Source organism: Candidatus Venteria ishoeyi (assembly GCF_030378065.1).
Classification (GTDB): Bacteria; Pseudomonadota; Gammaproteobacteria; order Beggiatoales; family Beggiatoaceae; genus Venteria; species Venteria ishoeyi.
Map to the genome: position 1 here is coordinate 1 of NZ_JAUCGJ010000006.1, position 15551 is coordinate 15551.

Genomic DNA, 15551 nt, shown 5'->3' on the forward strand with positions numbered 1-15551 from the left:
GGCGTTGCCCTTGGCTATATTAATGCGCCCCGTTGGGGCTAAACAACAGGGCTTGTCCGCCCTGTATCTCGGCTTTCAGCCGCCAAATGCTCTAACCCACCCGTCTTTTAGCGGGTGGTTGTTTAGTTTACTTTGTACCGGGTTTTCCCAGAAAACCAATAAGTTGAACAACGCTATTTTGTTTATCCTCATCGGCATAAACCCGCATTTCCAGTTTGCGCATTGCCGGGTCGGAGGTTGTTGAAACAGTCATAGACCAATACCAACGCTGGTAGCCCATTTCAGTTTCACCTTCATGCTCACCACTTCCCAGCCATGCCCGTTGTAGACGTAATTCCGTCATATGGTTCACCGCCACCCATTGCGCCAGGGTTTTAGCGCGTAAATAGGACAGGGTTTCTGCCTGAGTGCCCGTGCTTTTGATAACGGCTGCCAGCGTGATGCTCAAAATTGCCAAAGCCACCAACACTTCCAGCAGGGTAAAGCCTTTACCAGACAATGCCTTATATATCACCATTGTGTTTTATTGCGATGTTCAATACGGGGGTGACCATATTGCCCCAGTTCCAGGCGATAGCTGTCATTCTGTTGCTGATCCACTGTCTGTAATATACAAATAAAAGGGGTGGTTTCGCCATCGGGTAATAAGAGAATCTGCGGCAGATTTCCCCCTTCATCCATTGGCATTTCATCCACGCCAGTTTGTGTATAGCTATCTAATTCCGTATAAACCCCTTCAATTTCAATTTGCAGTTCAAAACCTTCGGGTAATTGACGTGGGCGAAACACTTGTTTGATGTTCCCAACATTGTCACCAGTGCTTGTTGTGCCATCCACTGCCTGCCAGGTTTGATCTTCCAACCTTAAAAAACGATAACCGTTGGTTTTAAATTGTACGCCAAGCGTACGGCTATTCAGTATCGCTTCCTCTGTTGCTAATTGCAGGAGTTGTTGCAGGCGTTTTGCTTCAGTTTCTAATATTTTTTGATGTCCGCCCAAATTGGTGGATAAGGCAGCGAGGCCCAGAATCACGCCAATAAGCACCATGACCACCAACACTTCCAGCAGCGTGAACCCCGCCACTTGCCGTTGTCTTAATAACATACGGAGTCACCTTGTCCTGCGGCGAGTGCTTGCGCACGTTGCGCGCTTGCTTCAGCCGTAATTTGTGCCTGTTGCAGACTTGGGGACGCATTTAAATAAGGCGATAAAACAGCGGCTAATGCTTTGATATGCGAGGGATTGTCATTCAGTGCCGGAATATAATGGAACGCTTCGCCACCAGCTTGTAAAAAATACCCCCGGTTTTCTTCATTAATCTCTTCCAGAGTTTCCAGACAATCCGCCGCAAAGCCGGGGCAAATGACATCCACCCGCTTGCAACCGGCCTTACCCAGCGCCTGTAGCGTGTGGTCAGTATAAGGCTGTAACCATTCCTTAGGCCCGAAGCGAGATTGAAAAGTAACGCTCCAGTCCAACTGCCAGGCCACTTGCTGCTCAAGCTGCTGTGCAAGCTGCTCGGCAACCAATCTGGCTGTTTTCTGAGATTCACAAAAATACGGATCACCCGCCAGCATGGTCTCTTTAGGAATACCATGAAATGAAAATAATAATTTATCCGGTCGTCCGTGCTGCGCCCAGTAGTCCTTAATAGCATCCACCAGCGCCTGGATATACAGCGGGTGATCGTGGTAATGTGAAATAAAATGTAATTCCGGTATCCAGCGCCAGCTTTTTAATACCTGGGTGATGCCATCCCAGGTCGCACCCGTGGTGGCTGATGCGTATTGCGGATATAAAGGCAGCACAATAATACGTTGGGCATTGGCTGCGCGTAAAGATTCCAGCGCATCGGATAAGGCCGGTTTTCCATACGACATGCCCAATGCAAATTTTAGCGTGCTTGTCTCTGTGGGTGCCAGTTGTTGCTGTAATAATGCTAACTGGCGACGGCTGATATTCAACAAGGGAGAGCCGGTCGGTGTCCAGATTTTCTGATAATTTTTAGCCACCCGCCTTGGACGGGTACGTAAAATAATGCCATGTAAAACCAGTTTCCATAACCAGCGCGGCATTTCCACGATACGGGGATCGGATAAAAATTCAGCGAGATAGCGGCGCACGGCTTTGGCAGTCGGTGCTTCGGGACTGCCAAGATTACATAACAAAATACCGGTGGTGGGCGCGTTGGCGTGAATATATTTGGGGTATATAAAATCAGTCATGACAAGAGCTTATTTATTGATGTTAAAAAAAATTTGTCGTTTATGGCTTCAATCTGCCGGTTGGAAAATTAAAAACCCCTTGCCGCCGGAAATCAAGCAGGCAATTATCGTTGTCGCCCCGCATACCAGTAACTGGGATTTTATTTATGGCATGGGGGCTTGTGATTTACTGGAATTGAATATCCGTTTTGCAATCAAACAGGAATGGGTGCGCTTTCCATTGCGTAAATTATTCCTATCATTGGGTGCATTGCCGATTGAACGCAAGACAGACCACACAAAAAAACGCAGTGGCATGACAAAAAAAATGATTGAATTATTTAGCGACAAGCAACAGCCATTGATGTTATTGGTGACACCGGAAGGCAGTCGCAGTCGGGTATCACGTTGGCACACCGGATTTTATCACATTGCGCGTCAGGCGCATGTGCCGATTGTTGTTGCCTATCTGGATTATGCCAGAAAAGAAGTGGGCATGGGGCCGATATTTTTTGCCAGTGAGGATATGCAACAGGATATGCGCAAAATTCTGGACTTTTGTAATACGATTACGCCGAAATATCCTGAGCAGTATCAGGCCTTATAAACCCTGTCCAGTTTAAAAATCGACAAAAATATTTTCTTAATGTCATACCTGTGCAGGCAGGTATGATGTACACGGGTCTGCATCTGTAACATGACTTTGAAGGTTAAGCAGCAAAACCCTATGAAATCGGGCGTTCCATAGACCTGACAGGTTTTTGCTCCGGCAGTTCCATTCAAAGCTAAGCTTCAAAGTCGTGTGTCAAGTAATTAAATCTCTTCTCATGCAATAATTATTTTTACTAGTACAGCGAACACTAAGTTCACATAATAACTTTGAGCGTAGGACTGGCAGTCCTTTAAGGACTGCCAGTCCTGAAGTTATTATTTGTTTTTACCAGTTACTGTACTAGGCATATTCAGTTTCCGACTCCTGCTTAGGCGCTAACATACGCTCCAGCCGCTGAATATTTTCCGTACTTTCCAAAATGGCCTGTTGCACCTGATCGGTGCGATGTTGTAATTCACTGGCAACATAAGTCAGATTTTTAGTGGTTTCAACCATGTTTTCAGTAATACCACTGACATATTTCTGTTGCCTGTCAAACAGCGACTGAAAACTTTGCACCCCTGTTGCAAATTGTTGCAAACTGTTTTGCTGGGTTTCGCTGAAACTTTCCAAATTTTGCATAATGGGCTGCAAGTTTTGTAATAGCGCCTGCGAGGACTGCAAAGGCGCTTGCAGCATAGGCAGACTCTGCTCCAGATGACTTAAATGCTGCTCTATTGTGGGCGTCATTTGCGTAATCTGTCCACCGCTAGCGCTTAATGTTTCACTCACATCCTGTATTTGTTGCAGACTGTGTTGCAAACCTTGCTGTATTTTTTCAAATTGCCCACTTAAATCCGTGCCAGCCTCATGAATTTTTTGACTTAATTCTGTGCCTGCTTGTGCTAAAGAGGCAGTGGGCGTTAATAACTGTGCTTGCCAGTCGCTGGCAATTTGCTGAAAACGAACTTCCAGTTGTTGCGCTGAATTATCCATCGCCTCAGGTATGATTTTATTCAGATAGCCCAGCATTTGTACAAAGTCATGTATGGATTTACTGGCAGCATCCAGAGATTCCTGTACAACTTGCGCTTGTGGGCTTTCAGTTTGTCTCTCAGTGACAGTCTTTTTGAACTCGGTTAGCAATTTGGCAAACTGCTGCTGCTGAAGTATTGTTAGTTTTTCTAATTCAGCCTGGTTTTGTTGAACGCTGGTATTAACAAATGTGCTGAATTTTTCCTGTTGACTGGAAAATTCCTCTTGCAGACCTTCTTTTAAGGCATTGGCAAATAAACCCATGCTCACCAGATGTTGACTGAGACTGTTATCCAGGGTATTTGCCAGCGTTTCAGACAATCGCAAGGCACTATCAGCAACCGGAATACGTTGATCCAGACGCAGGCTTAAGGCTTGTAAAAACTGAGATAAATGGCGTTTGACAAAATAAAACTGCAACAGCCACCAGGCACTTGCGATTAAACCAGCCATCATTGGCATCCATAACAAAGGTGCCAATATGATAAGCGCTTCATTAAATGACATTTTTTCTGGAAAAAAATCAGCAAAAAACCACAAGGCCCCACCCCAGATGAATAAGCCGGAAACTAAGCCCAGACTGCTAAACATTTTTGCCGTCTGTGGAATGCTGCGTTTTTTAGTGGAATAGATATTAAGTAAAGCCCCGGTATTAAAAAATAGCGCGGCAGATTCCGGGCTGACATAATGTGCTGGCGATTGATGCTTTAAAAACAACCACCGCGTTTGATAACGCTGCCACAGTGGTTGTAACAAGGGATATTTTGAGAAACTTTGGTCTAATGCCTTAAAATCAGGCTGATTACGCAATAAACCGGGTTCAATCTGGTTTAAGAGTGATTTCAGATCGCCAAGCCACTGCTTAAACCGGAAACCCGGCCATAAGCTCCAATACAAAATGGCTAACAGACAAAATAAGATGCTATATAGCAGTGCTGCCTGTAAAAATAAATCCATATGCGCCGCAGTCGCATCAGTGAATATCTCTTTCATGATAAATCTCATTCCATTGCCAGTTTTTACATCCTGTAATGTCATTTCACAATAAAACCTGAAGAGGTTTTAAGCAAAAAAAACCCGGCATCCTTGCCGGGTATATTTAATTTTCATCCCTGAAAAATATAAAACTTAGTATATCATTACTTTCTAATATAAAAAAGTATTAATATTGATTAATCTATGTATATTAGAATATAATGTTTCAATAATATTAAAACCCAAGGATAGAAACTGATGACAATTGTTCGCCGTAAGCTGATATTTACTATTTTATTGCTATTTATAGATACCAGTGTATTGGCCTCAGATAATAAGCGCACAGCTAAAGCGCAAAAGATGCACGCTATCAAATTGCTGGCAGATAAAATTGCGCTAAAACATGATATTCATCCAGATTTATTTCGCGCTTTGATTTTTCAGGAATCTTCCTGGCGTCCTAAGGTGGTTTCTTCAATGGGTGCGATTGGTTTGACCCAGGTGATGCCAGCAACAGCTAAAGCGTTGTGCAAGCTCAATCGGCGGGAATTATACGAACCGGCTAAAAATCTGGAGTGTGGTGCAAAATATTTTGCCTCCCAGATTAAACGCTTTAACAGCGTAGAGATGGCCTTATGCGCCTATAATGCAGGCCCTTCATTGGTGGCGCGTCTGGGGCGTTGTCCAAATATTCGTGTTACCAAAGCCTATGCGCGAAAAATTCAAAAGCAGTGGCGGGAAAAATTCTGGGCCAATAAAAATCCCGACTGGGAATCGGTATTAAAAGTCAAAATGTTTAAAACCGAGCCTATGCGACAATGGCTCCTTAGCCAATCTTATATCCTCCAGACACCGTTAAAACTTATTAATTCCTAATTTGAATTTGATGTTAAACATCAACTTAGTCAATATCCTCACCAAAGTTAAACAAAACCTTGCAAGTTTTTGACAAACAGCACACAATACGCTCGGGAAATGGATCGGGCAATCGCGGTATATTTTAGATATATCGAGGAAAGTCCGGGCTCCACAGGATAGGGTGCCAGGTAACGCCTGGGCAGTTATAGACTGACGGCCAGTGCCACAGAGAATATACCGCCTGCTGATAGCGATGTTTGCATCGCTGTCACTGGGTAAGGGTGAAAAGGTGCGGTAAGAGCGCACCGCGCTTTTGGCAACAAAAGTGGCAAGGTAAACCCCACCTGGAGCAAGACCAAATAGGAAAACAGCCACATTAACAGGCTGATGTTTGTTAATGCGGCAGATGTGATCCGCATCGTTTTCGGGTAGGTTGCTAGAGATCAGTGGTGACGCTAATCCCAGATGAATGATTGCCTCGTCCGGCTTGCCGGATAGACAGAACCCGGCTTACAGATCCATTTCCTTTTTTACATTAGAGAGATTTATTATGAAAAATACTCAACCTTTGTTGATGATTTTATTCACCTGGTTTTTATCCTGCCAGGTCAGCGCCGCAGACCTCAATGTGGAAAACGCCTGGGTGCGTTCAGCGCCCCCTAATGCTCCCGCGTTAGCCGCATTTATGACCCTCCAAAATACCAGCAATAATGACCTTAAATTATTGTCCGCAGATGTCAAAGGCTATGCTCAGGTGGAACTGCACCGCACCATTGCCGCTGATGGCATGATGAAAATGGTAAAACAAAACTTTATCCCGATACCGGCAAAAACTGAACTGCAACTAAAACCCGGTAGCTGGCATATTATGCTGATTCAACCACAGAAAGTACCTGCTGTTGCTGAGTCTGTCAGCCTAAAGTTGTCTTTTGACAATGGCACGCAGCTTGATGTTATAGCCGTGGTCAAGTCAGGAAAAATGCAACATAAAGGTAATATGAAACATGCGCATGATCAATAAAATCCGCACTGTTATTGTCTTGGTAACTTTATTCTTGGCTGCGACGGCTTACGCGGATAATAACAAGGAAACCAAACCAGCGGCAAAAACAAGCGCATCGCCAAAACAAGCGGATGCGCAAGAAAAGTTACAAGATGAACTGGCGTCTGCGGTACTCATTGGAGCCGATTATACGCCTCTGCCTGCATTCTCCTTGCGGGATCACAATAATCAGGTATTTGACAATCAACGCTTAATGGGACACTGGTCGCTGCTGTTTTTTGGCTACACCCATTGCCCGGATGTTTGCCCGACTGAGCTATACCGCTTAAATACCTTGCTGGAAACCATGACGCAGCAGAAAGCAGCGTCCCTGCCGGAAGTGGTATTTATCTCCCTGGACAGCAAACGAGACAAGCCTGCATCACTGAAAAAATATACGGCGTATTATCATCCTGATTTTGTCGGCATAACGGGTGAGCAAAGTGCTATTGATGCCCTGGCGCACTATTTTGAAGTGTTATATGAACGGGTTTATTATGAAGGCAGCAGACTGGTAACGCTGGAAAATGATGAACCCTTACCCGCAGATAAAGCCAAAACCTATTTGATTAATCATTCCGCATGGCTTTATGTGATTAATCCCAAGGGTAAATTACACGCAGTTTTCCCCAGTCCACATGAAGAAGATGTGTGGTTATCTGACTTGCTGCGCTTAATCCACTCCAAATAACGGCTATGGCGCTATAACCGCGCAATGCGCGGTTTGCCGTCTGAAAGACGGCGCTCCCGGCAAATTAATCTTCAAAATCGTATAACAGCAACTTAAACACCCTATTCCAGGTCAAAAGCATCACTGAATCCCCCTGTTTATCACAGGACAGTCCAGCTTAATTCCAGTCCAGCAAACGCTGCTCCCCTTCCAGGGTTTGTATATCGGTAATATCCTGCGACATTTCCACAACGCCACGGTAGTTACGTTGTTTATCACGCACGGCAAAATAACGAATCATGACAAAACGCCCTTTCACATTAATCCGAAAATCGGCAACATCTCGCGTGCCTTTTTTAAATTCCTCGACAATACGCAGTACCGTATCCACTGATTTTGGAGGATGGCACAGATGCACTGCACGCCCAATAATACCGGCGCTACGTGGAAACAGGCGCTCCTGACCACGGTTATAAAATAATACCTTATCATTTTCATCGACATAAGTAATATCTAAGGGCAGGGTTGTAAAAATCAGATTCACCTGCTCAGGTGTCATATAGCCTTCATCAAAATGAAACATACCCGCAGTATCAAAAGGCAGTTTTTTCTTGGGTTTCACCTGCGAAGGATGCACATAGTCCCCGCTATTTTCCTGAGCATCATGATTCACCGTTGGTTTAACCACTTCGGGTTCTGGTGCAGGCGCGGCTTCTTCTTCAACCAAAACCGGAAAGGGGGGTGGTGTCTGTTCCAGCATCCAGCCGATTTCCTCATCCCCCGTGCGCATATCCAGCCAATCCTCTTCATCCAGCAACTCTAATGCCCCTGGCAATAAACGCTGCTCTTCAACCTGCATCATACGCTCTAGCTCATTAAACAAATTTGCTGCACTTTGTTCAGCTGATTGCGCATTCCCCGCATCAAGCGCCTGACGTACTGTTTTTATTAATGCGCGGTTGTCATCATGAAATGCCCACATGTTTTTGCTTGGAGAATCCCAACCATGTTTTTCCAGGCAAGGAAATAACTGATTTTCTTTACGTTGATAATGTAACTCTACCTTACAGATTTTATTAAAATAGAGCTTAAAATTATCCAGATCCTCAAGCGGATTAAACTGCCAGATTTGTTTAATCCAGGAACGCAGCAGAATATTCTCTTCCATATAGACACGTAACGGATGTCCGGCAGGAAACTGCTTAAGTTGATCGGCAGCTATTTTTTCTTCAACCACATGATGAAAAAAATCAATGACCGGCTTACTCTCACGAAAATCAATACCTTCAGCATCTAATTGCTTAAACACCAAAGCCAGATCATCCTGGCTGACACTGTCACAATCACTGCTAAATTTTGCGATTAAATCAGTGGCACTCTCACCATGACACAATAATTGTATAATTTCTTGAAGTGCATCACGATGTGATTCAATAAGGAATTCGCTCAAAACAACCCCCTCCAGGCGTTGGTAATATAAAGACTGAGTATTTTAGTATGATATACTACTACCTTATAAGGCTTAATGACCTGATATAAGTCAATCCTGATACCGAACAAGCTTATCCTAATTAATCACATGAAACCCCGCCCAATACAATGGATGGGCAAAAGGTGGTTTATCTCCTGTTTGCAACAAGTGGTCGTCAGCCTTGAGACAACAGCGTTGAATACGTTCAATAGGCTCTGCAACGTCCGCAGGCAGATCATTGGTTTTCTGCTCACAGGAAGCCAAATCCTCCAGCAACACTTTGAATTCTGCCTTGCTCATTTGCCGCATCCACTGTTGCGCGGCGTAGGTAATACGGGATAAAGACCAATCCGGCTGCTGTTGTTTTAACTGCAACCAGCCATAAGCAAACACCAGCCCGGTTAAATCCGTAATCGACCATAGCGTGCCCAGCACGGCCTGTACCCCGGCAGCGGCAAATCCCGGCCCTAAGCCTGCTGGTGCGGATAAACCCTGGCTCTGCTGCCCATAAAGATTACTTTCACAGGCGGATAAAATCAGTAATTCCACGCCGGATAAGGACAAAGCCGCGCAAGCCCACATCGGTATCCACTGATGGCCTTGCTTGCCACTGCCTAAACTCAGACCGCTGTCCGCCGGATGCTCAGGTGTATAAGCCCCGTGCGCGGTAATATGTACCCATCGGCTGCGCCTCAGTTGCCGCAGAAATGTAGCGGCAGGCAAAGCCTGTTGCGGCAATTCCGCCGTGCTTTGCCACTGTTTTGCCACCCACAGGGCTTCGGGCAGGGCGCAGCTTAAACGCATTTCCTTTGCCTCATGTAAATGCCCGGTACTCAACACCCAATCCTGCTGCCTGTCTTGTTTTGCTGTTGTCTGCCGTTTTGCCTGCTGTTGCTGCCACCAATGACTGAGGCTGACACTGCGTAGCATTTTGTTTTCCAGCGGCAGCAGGGCTTCCCAGGCTAACTGTCCCAGCGGCGCAGGCAGAATCACCCGCAGATGTTCAGCCTGCGCCACTGCCAGCCAGCTTGCCAGTGCTTTGGCAAACCCCGTTACCTGCGGGCTGTCCATGACTTCGTCCCAGCATTGTTCCTGCAAAGCTGGATTATCCTCGTTGCTATGGTCTGTTTTGTCCTTGTCTGCGCTGGCCCAGTTGTCCGCCCAGAGTTTACACAAATCATCCCAGCCTTGCTGCGCCGCGCAGATTTCCGGCAATTCGCGCAGGCTTAAACCCTGCCCATCCAGCCATAACACTTTAAGTTGTTGTGAACCGGAATCAAAAAATGGCTGCGCCAGGACTTCTCCCTGTTGTTGTAAATGTTTTTGGCAGGCGCTGATGTCCGGCAGCGGCGGCAGATATTTTTCCACTTGTTGCAGCCACACATCCAGCGGCGGCCACATCCGGTCTCCCAGAGAAATCCCCTGTTGCTGTGCGCTTTCAATATAAGAAAAACTGTGTTTTAAGCTACCCCACAAGGCTGTGCCGGTGGTTTCCGCCCAGTCTGGCGGCAATTTCACATGCAGGCCGTGCAAACCAGCGCGGCTGTGTTCCAGCGTTTGCCACAGCGCGGCAGTATCGGTTTCACCACACTGCTGACTGATTACAGTTTGAGTCCAGCCCTGTATTGCGCCTTCCAAAGCCCCGGCATGAGGCGGCGACAACAGGGCCAGTAAACGCTCAAAACGGGCATTCAGTCCGGCGGGGCTGTGGGCATCCCCCACTTGTTGGAGAAAATCATGGCTCGCCTGTTGTATCAGTTTTTTGGTTTTACCTTGCACCAGCGCCAGCAATGCCTGAAATTCATGTTCCTGCAAGCAGGGTTTGGGTTTTGCAGGCTCAAATAATAAAGACTGATAATCTTTCAACCAGGGTTCAGGTTCTGCCGAGTCAAATAATAAAGACTGATAATCCTTATGACTGAGCGCAGTGAGTATACGGGCCAGCGGCTTTGCCTGTTTTAACAGATTTTCCCAGGCCAGCGCCAAATCCGCGCTGACATGCTGTTCTTCTCCATTTTTTAAGGCACTGATGGCCTGCTGTAAATTCGGTTGAGATTCATCGTCTAATAAAGAATCCACTTCCAGTTCCGGCAGGGTGCGGATCCATAAGTTTAATATCGGATGCGGATTTTCCGGGTCTTCCGTCACCTCCCACCAGCCTGCGGCGGTAAATAAGGCTTGCAGCCGGGTTGCATCGGTCCAGGGCGGGTTTTGCTGCCAGTCCTGTAAACATTCCGGTGCTTCAATGTGGCGCAAACGGCAATCACCGACCAGGCACAGACCCAGCATCACCCCCGGCAGGTTGCCAATACCCGCCACGGGCAAGTCCAGGTTTTCCATGATATGCCGCATCAGCCAGTCGCTTAAAGCGCTGCTTGCGCTACGGGTTTCGCGGCTGTTTTGCCAGTTTTCCAGCAAAACCTGCTGTTTGCGGGTTATCTGTACTTGCTGGTTTAAGCCCTGAGTTAAAGACCAGCAGGCCAGCGGGTGGGAGAGACAAGACCAGCGCTTGCCGCTTAAATTGGGATAGACCTGTTGTAGCCTTGTAATCTGTTCTGAAATCTTTTGCTGTTGTTGTGATAACAGTTCAAGCTGGTGTAAATCAGGGTGGTTTAAGGTTTTTTCCAGGTTTGCATACACGCCGCGCAAAGTCGCTTGCGCCTGCCCCTGGGATAAGACATACAAGGCCCGGCTCAGGCGTAGTAATTTGGAAACCGGTAAAAACTTAAAATGTAAGCCGTTTTTTTGTGGATCATGCCAGGATAACAGCCGTTTTTGCAGGGAGGATTGCAGGGAGAAACTAAAGTGGGCGGGGTTGGGGGTGGTTTCAAGGTGTATGTGCCAGTTTTTTTGTAAAATAGGCCAGTCATCAGCGGAAATTTGTCCCGCCAAGGCCCAGGACCACAGACCCAGTTCGGGTAATTTTGCCGTGGCTGCGGCATAAAGTCCGGTGTTGTGTAATGTGCCTGTGTCGTGTTCTAACAGTTTTAATACTTGTTCATGCACCCCGGCGCTGGTTTCTCCCGCTGCCAGAAAAGTTTTTGCCTGCGCCAGACCGTCCCGGTAAGTCTCCAGTGCCTGCGCTGTCCGTCCCAGTTGCCCCAGTGTGAATCCGGCACCAATAAACAATTTCAGCATTTGCTCACGCACCCCGGCGCTGGTTTCTCCCGCTGCCAGAAAAGTTTTTGCCTGCGCCAGACCGTCCCGGTAAGTCTCCAGTGCCTGCGCTGTCCGTCCCAGTTGCCCCAGTGTGAATCCAGCATTAAAAAACAATCCCAGCGTTTGCTCACGCACCTTGGCGCTGGTTTCTCCCGCCGCCAGAAAAGCTGTTGCCTGCTTCAGACCGTCCCGGTAAGTCTCCAGTTTCTCCGCTGTCCGTCCCAGTTGCCCCAGTGTCAATCCGGCATTAACAAACAATTTCAGCGTTTGCTCACGCACCCCGGCGCTGGTTTCTCCCGCTGCCAGAAAAGCTGTTGCCTGCTTCAGACCGTCCCGGTAAGTCTCCAGTTTCTCCGCTGTCCGTCCCAGTTGCCCCAGTGTGATTCCGGTATTAACAAACAATTTCAGCGTTTGCTCACGCACCCCGGCGCTGGTTTCTCCCGCCGCCAGAAAAGCTGTTGCCTGTTGCCTGCCGCTTTTATACAGGTCTAAGGCACTGTCTATATTCTGGAAATTATCTTCGGCTACATCTCCTGCCAGCCTATACAGAAACAGCAATAAAACCTTTTGTTCCGCGCTTTCAGGTTCTGGTGTGGTGGCGATGCTCTGTAGCAATTCCCCGGCAAAGTTTTGTACGCTCTCCAGCCAGTCTTCCAGGCTGGTGTCTGCCGGGTATTTAACGGCTACGGGGATTTGTTCGAGTAACTGTTTGTCATTCATAACACGGGTTCCATGAGACATTTTAGCCCTGAAAGGGATAAACATACCAGCCTGGGGCAGCGCCCCAGGTAGGTTATTTGGTTGAATTAGAGCCCTGAAAGGGCGATACATCAGAGGATGCATCATTGATGTATCGCCCTTTCAGGGCTCTGGTATCATCATATTACAAACCCAGGGTGTCGCCCTGGGCTGGTATGTTACGCCCTTTTGGGGCCGGTATGTTACGCCCTGTTGGGGCCGGTATGTTACGCCCCGTTGGGGCTGGTTTTGCGGAAAATATGTCTGCGTAACTTGTGTATAAGGATGAGATAAAGACGTTGGGAATGAGCGTTAATCAATATTTTATCAAGCCGCAGGCTTGATAGTACGCACCTGCCCCGCTGCATCCTTAAACCGGTTATTATGCAAATAACGCCAGGCAATCTGGTATTTTTCCGCTTGCGGACGCTGTGCCAGGTCGTTGATATTCTCCCGCGCCGCCACTTCCGCCAACGCCGCACCCACCTGGGGATCTAACAAACCCCGGTGGCTGTCAAACAGGGATTTGAAAATCTCGCCATAAACCGCGTGGAGATGCAGAGACAGGCGATACAGCAAATAAGCGGCAAGCCAGGACGCACCAGCCAGTGCCAGCAATACCGGGCCATCCGGCAAATAAGTGTAACTGCCGGGACTCAGCATTTGCATCAAGGCGTAGGCCAGCGCCGCAAGCCCGCAGATTTTCAGCGCCACGGCGGTGTATAAGGTGCTGTCCGCCAGCGCCTGCTGGTTATCAAGCTCTTCGCGTAAATCATTATCCAGCAGCAGCCACAGCCTATACCAGTAAAATATGCTATCCATGCCGTAACAGCGCTTGGGGTATTCTTCATAGGCGGTAATCAGATTGCCTATGCGGGTGGGGGCGGCAGCATAAAATTCGCCCTTGCCATCTGTGGGGAAACGCCGCAGTTCCACCGAGGCTTCCGCTGCTGTTTCCGGCTTGTCCAGCGCAGCCAATAAATGCTGTAAACGCCCTTGCTCCCGTTTGATAAACAGATTATGCACCGGGGCAGGCCAGTAACGCCGCCCTTCAAAACCCATATAAATCTGCATATCCAGCACGACCAGCAGCCAGCCGCAGAATACGCTGGAGAGCGTCAACAGGGTTTCCGGGGCAAGCGTTACGCCGAGGCTGTTGAGCAGGCTGTGCAGCAGCGGATACAAAGCCAGCGCAAACACAAAACCCGGCAACAGCAGACGAAATACCAGTTTCAGGTTAAACGCAAATGGCATTTTCATGTTTCGTTCTCACCGTTATCATCGTTATATTTGTCATTCAGGCCACCACCCGTGCCATGTGGCCCGAAACCGTGCAACCCGCCACCGCGCGTAATACCACGCTCCAGGCCTTTACGGGTCGCGCCAACCTTGGCACGTTGCAGCAGCGCCTGATACAGCGGATCATCCGGCTTCAGTTGTTCGCGTAAAGCCAGCAGCAGTTTTTCATCATCGTCGGGATGCTTGCTGTCCAGGGTTTGTAGTAATTTCAGCGTTTCACGTAAATCAGTCATAAGATAAATGCCTCTTTATTAAAAGTTTTTCTGTTGATAATAGCGTGTATTTATTTAAGCGGCATAAAATACCGTTTATCCATTACGCACGCTATTCAGCACCAAATTACCAGACCAAATTACCAGACAGCCATGTAAATTACCAAGTAATTACCTCGTTCCCGGCATTTGCATTGGAAATACAGACCTTGGAAGCTTCTGCTACTTCCTGTATCTGGCAAGCTAGAAGGCTGTCCGAGAATAGCAAAATCAGTGATTTATCCAAAATTAACTTATTATTTATCAATGACTTAGAAATCCAGTTTTTTAAAAAACCGAGTTCTCAGACAGCCTCCTAGACTATACGCGCTCTATCCCAATGTTGTTTGGTATTTTCCGTTATACTGTCCGTCATGGCTCACTTCCTCTGCTAAGCATTTGTTTTCTTATCTAAAAACTTAGCAGTTTATTGGGGAGTGAGTTACCTGATTTTTTAAACAGCCTTGCCAGCAAAAATATCATTACCTGACGGATTGATGACCAAGGCCAAAACAGGCGCACAAGCAGCTTATGTCACGGTTTTCATAACGCAGGAAATGGAAAAAAAGACCAGCCAAGTTGCTGAAGTTATAAAATTCTCACTCCTAAGAAACACACATGAAGCAATTGCGGCATCTTTAACAGGTCTTTGCTTAAAAGACCTTCAAAACAAGCTTGCTGGTATACTAGTAAATGACTCACCCAACAAATCTTAACCACATAAGCACATAATGAAAAACAAACAACGTCCCATCTTAGGTATTGCCGCATTCAGCGGTACCGGAAAAACCACCTTATTAACCCAATTGATACCCTGGCTGCGGCAGCAGGGCTTAAAGGTTGCGCTGATTAAACACACCCATCACGGCGTAGACATGGATAAACCCGGTAAAGATACCTATCGCGCCAGAGAAGCAGGTGCGCATCCGGTCATCCTGGCTTCCGGTAAACGCTGGGCCTTAATGGAGGAAACCCCGGAGCAACAGGAGCCGGATCTGGATAATTTACTTAAACACTTACAGGCATTTGATCTGGATTTGGTACTGGTGGAAGGCATGAAACACGCTGCTATTCCTAAAATTGAACTGCACCGCCCCGAATTAGGCCAGCCTCGTTTATACCCGGATGATGAACAAGTTATCGCAGTTGCTTGTAATGCGCCATTAAACCCTGAACCCAAGGTTCCGGTATTGGATTTGGATCAGGTTGCAGAAATTGGGCTATTTATTCAGGATTTTGTGAAGTCCTCTTGATGAC

General features: G+C 47.2%; 14 protein-coding genes and 1 other RNA gene. 7 read left to right on the forward strand and 8 right to left on the reverse strand.

Annotated features, from left to right (window positions below; all coding sequences use genetic code 11):
• Window positions 1-127: 127 nt before the first annotated feature.
• From gspI to hemH, 3 genes are read right to left on the reverse strand one after another with little or no spacing between them, the layout of a single operon-like run.
• Window positions 128-517: a type II secretion system minor pseudopilin GspI gene (gene gspI / locus QUF61_RS02855; protein WP_289680356.1), complete on the reverse strand. Its 390-nt coding sequence runs from the start codon at window positions 515-517 to the stop codon at window positions 128-130.
• The gene (gspH, locus tag QUF61_RS02860) at window positions 511-1104 is read right to left on the reverse strand and encodes a type II secretion system minor pseudopilin GspH (RefSeq protein ID WP_289680357.1); all 594 of its coding nucleotides are present in this window, start codon (window positions 1102-1104) and stop codon (window positions 511-513) included. The genes gspI and gspH overlap by 7 nt, the downstream gene beginning before the upstream one ends.
• Window positions 1095-2225, reverse strand: a complete 1131-nt coding sequence (gene hemH, locus QUF61_RS02865; RefSeq protein ID WP_289680358.1) for a ferrochelatase — start codon at window positions 2223-2225, stop codon at window positions 1095-1097. Before hemH ends, gspH begins: the two co-directional genes overlap by 10 nt.
• Window positions 2226-2244: 19 nt before the next feature.
• On the opposite strand from hemH, the gene QUF61_RS02870 reads away from it, so the two are divergent.
• On the forward strand, window positions 2245-2811 hold the full coding sequence (locus tag QUF61_RS02870; protein WP_289680359.1) for a 1-acyl-sn-glycerol-3-phosphate acyltransferase: 567 nt from the start codon (window positions 2245-2247) through the stop codon (window positions 2809-2811).
• 345 nt (window positions 2812-3156) lie between these two features.
• On the opposite strand, the gene QUF61_RS02875 is transcribed toward QUF61_RS02870, so the two are convergent.
• Entirely contained in the window at window positions 3157-4824 is a 1668-nt protein-coding gene (locus QUF61_RS02875) for a coiled-coil domain-containing protein (protein ID WP_289680360.1), read from the reverse strand.
• Between the two features lie 240 nt (window positions 4825-5064).
• Between QUF61_RS02875 and QUF61_RS02880 the strand changes: the two genes are divergently transcribed.
• The 4 genes from QUF61_RS02880 to QUF61_RS02895 all read left to right on the forward strand — a co-directional run bounded on the left by QUF61_RS02880 (window position 5065) and on the right by QUF61_RS02895 (window position 7397).
• On the forward strand, window positions 5065-5682 hold the full coding sequence (locus QUF61_RS02880; protein ID WP_103918673.1) for a lytic transglycosylase domain-containing protein: 618 nt from the start codon (window positions 5065-5067) through the stop codon (window positions 5680-5682).
• Window positions 5683-5778: 96 nt separating this feature from the next.
• Window positions 5779-6193, forward strand: an RNA gene (gene rnpB, locus QUF61_RS02885) — RNase P RNA component class A.
• 21 nt (window positions 6194-6214) lie between these two features.
• Window positions 6215-6685 (forward strand): copper chaperone PCu(A)C, encoded by a 471-nt coding sequence (locus QUF61_RS02890; RefSeq protein ID WP_103918674.1) that lies wholly within the window; start codon window positions 6215-6217, stop codon window positions 6683-6685.
• The gene (locus QUF61_RS02895; RefSeq protein WP_289680362.1) at window positions 6669-7397 is read left to right on the forward strand and encodes an SCO family protein; all 729 of its coding nucleotides are present in this window, start codon (window positions 6669-6671) and stop codon (window positions 7395-7397) included. The genes QUF61_RS02890 and QUF61_RS02895 overlap by 17 nt, the downstream gene beginning before the upstream one ends.
• Window positions 7398-7554: 157 nt before the next feature.
• Here the strand turns inward: QUF61_RS02895 and QUF61_RS02900 are convergent, their stop codons facing one another.
• From QUF61_RS02900 to QUF61_RS02915, 4 genes are all read right to left on the reverse strand, one after another.
• Window positions 7555-8826 carry a DUF438 domain-containing protein gene (locus QUF61_RS02900; protein ID WP_289680363.1) on the reverse strand — a complete coding sequence of 424 codons (1272 nt, stop codon included), beginning with the start codon at window positions 8824-8826 and terminating at the stop codon, window positions 7555-7557.
• Between the two features lie 117 nt (window positions 8827-8943).
• On the reverse strand, window positions 8944-12726 hold the full coding sequence (locus tag QUF61_RS02905) for a CHAT domain-containing protein (protein ID WP_289680365.1): 3783 nt from the start codon (window positions 12724-12726) through the stop codon (window positions 8944-8946).
• A gap of 345 nt (window positions 12727-13071) precedes the next feature.
• On the reverse strand, window positions 13072-14004 hold the full coding sequence (locus QUF61_RS02910; RefSeq protein WP_289680366.1) for a hypothetical protein: 933 nt from the start codon (window positions 14002-14004) through the stop codon (window positions 13072-13074).
• Entirely contained in the window at window positions 14001-14276 is a 276-nt protein-coding gene (locus tag QUF61_RS02915; protein WP_289680368.1) for a hypothetical protein, read from the reverse strand. The genes QUF61_RS02910 and QUF61_RS02915 overlap by 4 nt, the downstream gene beginning before the upstream one ends.
• Window positions 14277-14791: 515 nt before the next feature.
• Between QUF61_RS02915 and QUF61_RS02920 the strand changes: the two genes are divergently transcribed.
• A complete protein-coding gene (locus QUF61_RS02920; RefSeq protein ID WP_289680370.1) occupies window positions 14792-15010 on the forward strand; it encodes a hypothetical protein in 219 nt (72 codons plus the stop codon).
• Window positions 15011-15025: 15 nt separating this feature from the next.
• Window positions 15026-15547, forward strand: coding sequence for a molybdopterin-guanine dinucleotide biosynthesis protein B (mobB, locus tag QUF61_RS02925; RefSeq protein ID WP_103918680.1), 522 nt, complete (start codon window positions 15026-15028; stop codon window positions 15545-15547).
• Window positions 15548-15551: the final 4 nt, after the last annotated feature.

Excerpts from the sequence above, each read along its gene's own strand:
- QUF61_RS02920 (WP_289680370.1), top strand. The coding sequence starts at position 14,792 with ATGACCAAGGCCAAAACAGGCGCACAAGCAGCTTATGTCACGGTTTTC.
- QUF61_RS02870 (WP_289680359.1), top strand. The coding sequence starts at position 2,245 with ATGTTAAAAAAAATTTGTCGTTTATGGCTTCAATCTGCCGGTTGGAAA.
- QUF61_RS02895 (WP_289680362.1), top strand. The coding sequence starts at position 6,669 with ATGCGCATGATCAATAAAATCCGCACTGTTATTGTCTTGGTAACTTTA.
- gspI (WP_289680356.1), bottom strand. The coding sequence starts at position 517 with ATGGTGATATATAAGGCATTGTCTGGTAAAGGCTTTACCCTGCTGGAA.
- QUF61_RS02880 (WP_103918673.1), top strand. The coding sequence starts at position 5,065 with ATGACAATTGTTCGCCGTAAGCTGATATTTACTATTTTATTGCTATTT.
- QUF61_RS02910 (WP_289680366.1), bottom strand. The coding sequence starts at position 14,004 with ATGAAAATGCCATTTGCGTTTAACCTGAAACTGGTATTTCGTCTGCTG.
- hemH (WP_289680358.1), bottom strand. The coding sequence starts at position 2,225 with ATGACTGATTTTATATACCCCAAATATATTCACGCCAACGCGCCCACC.
- mobB (WP_103918680.1), top strand. The coding sequence starts at position 15,026 with ATGAAAAACAAACAACGTCCCATCTTAGGTATTGCCGCATTCAGCGGT.
- QUF61_RS02890 (WP_103918674.1), top strand. The coding sequence starts at position 6,215 with ATGAAAAATACTCAACCTTTGTTGATGATTTTATTCACCTGGTTTTTA.
- QUF61_RS02875 (WP_289680360.1), bottom strand. The coding sequence starts at position 4,824 with ATGAAAGAGATATTCACTGATGCGACTGCGGCGCATATGGATTTATTT.
- QUF61_RS02915 (WP_289680368.1), bottom strand. The coding sequence starts at position 14,276 with ATGACTGATTTACGTGAAACGCTGAAATTACTACAAACCCTGGACAGC.
- QUF61_RS02905 (WP_289680365.1), bottom strand. The coding sequence starts at position 12,726 with ATGAATGACAAACAGTTACTCGAACAAATCCCCGTAGCCGTTAAATAC.
- gspH (WP_289680357.1), bottom strand. The coding sequence starts at position 1,104 with ATGTTATTAAGACAACGGCAAGTGGCGGGGTTCACGCTGCTGGAAGTG.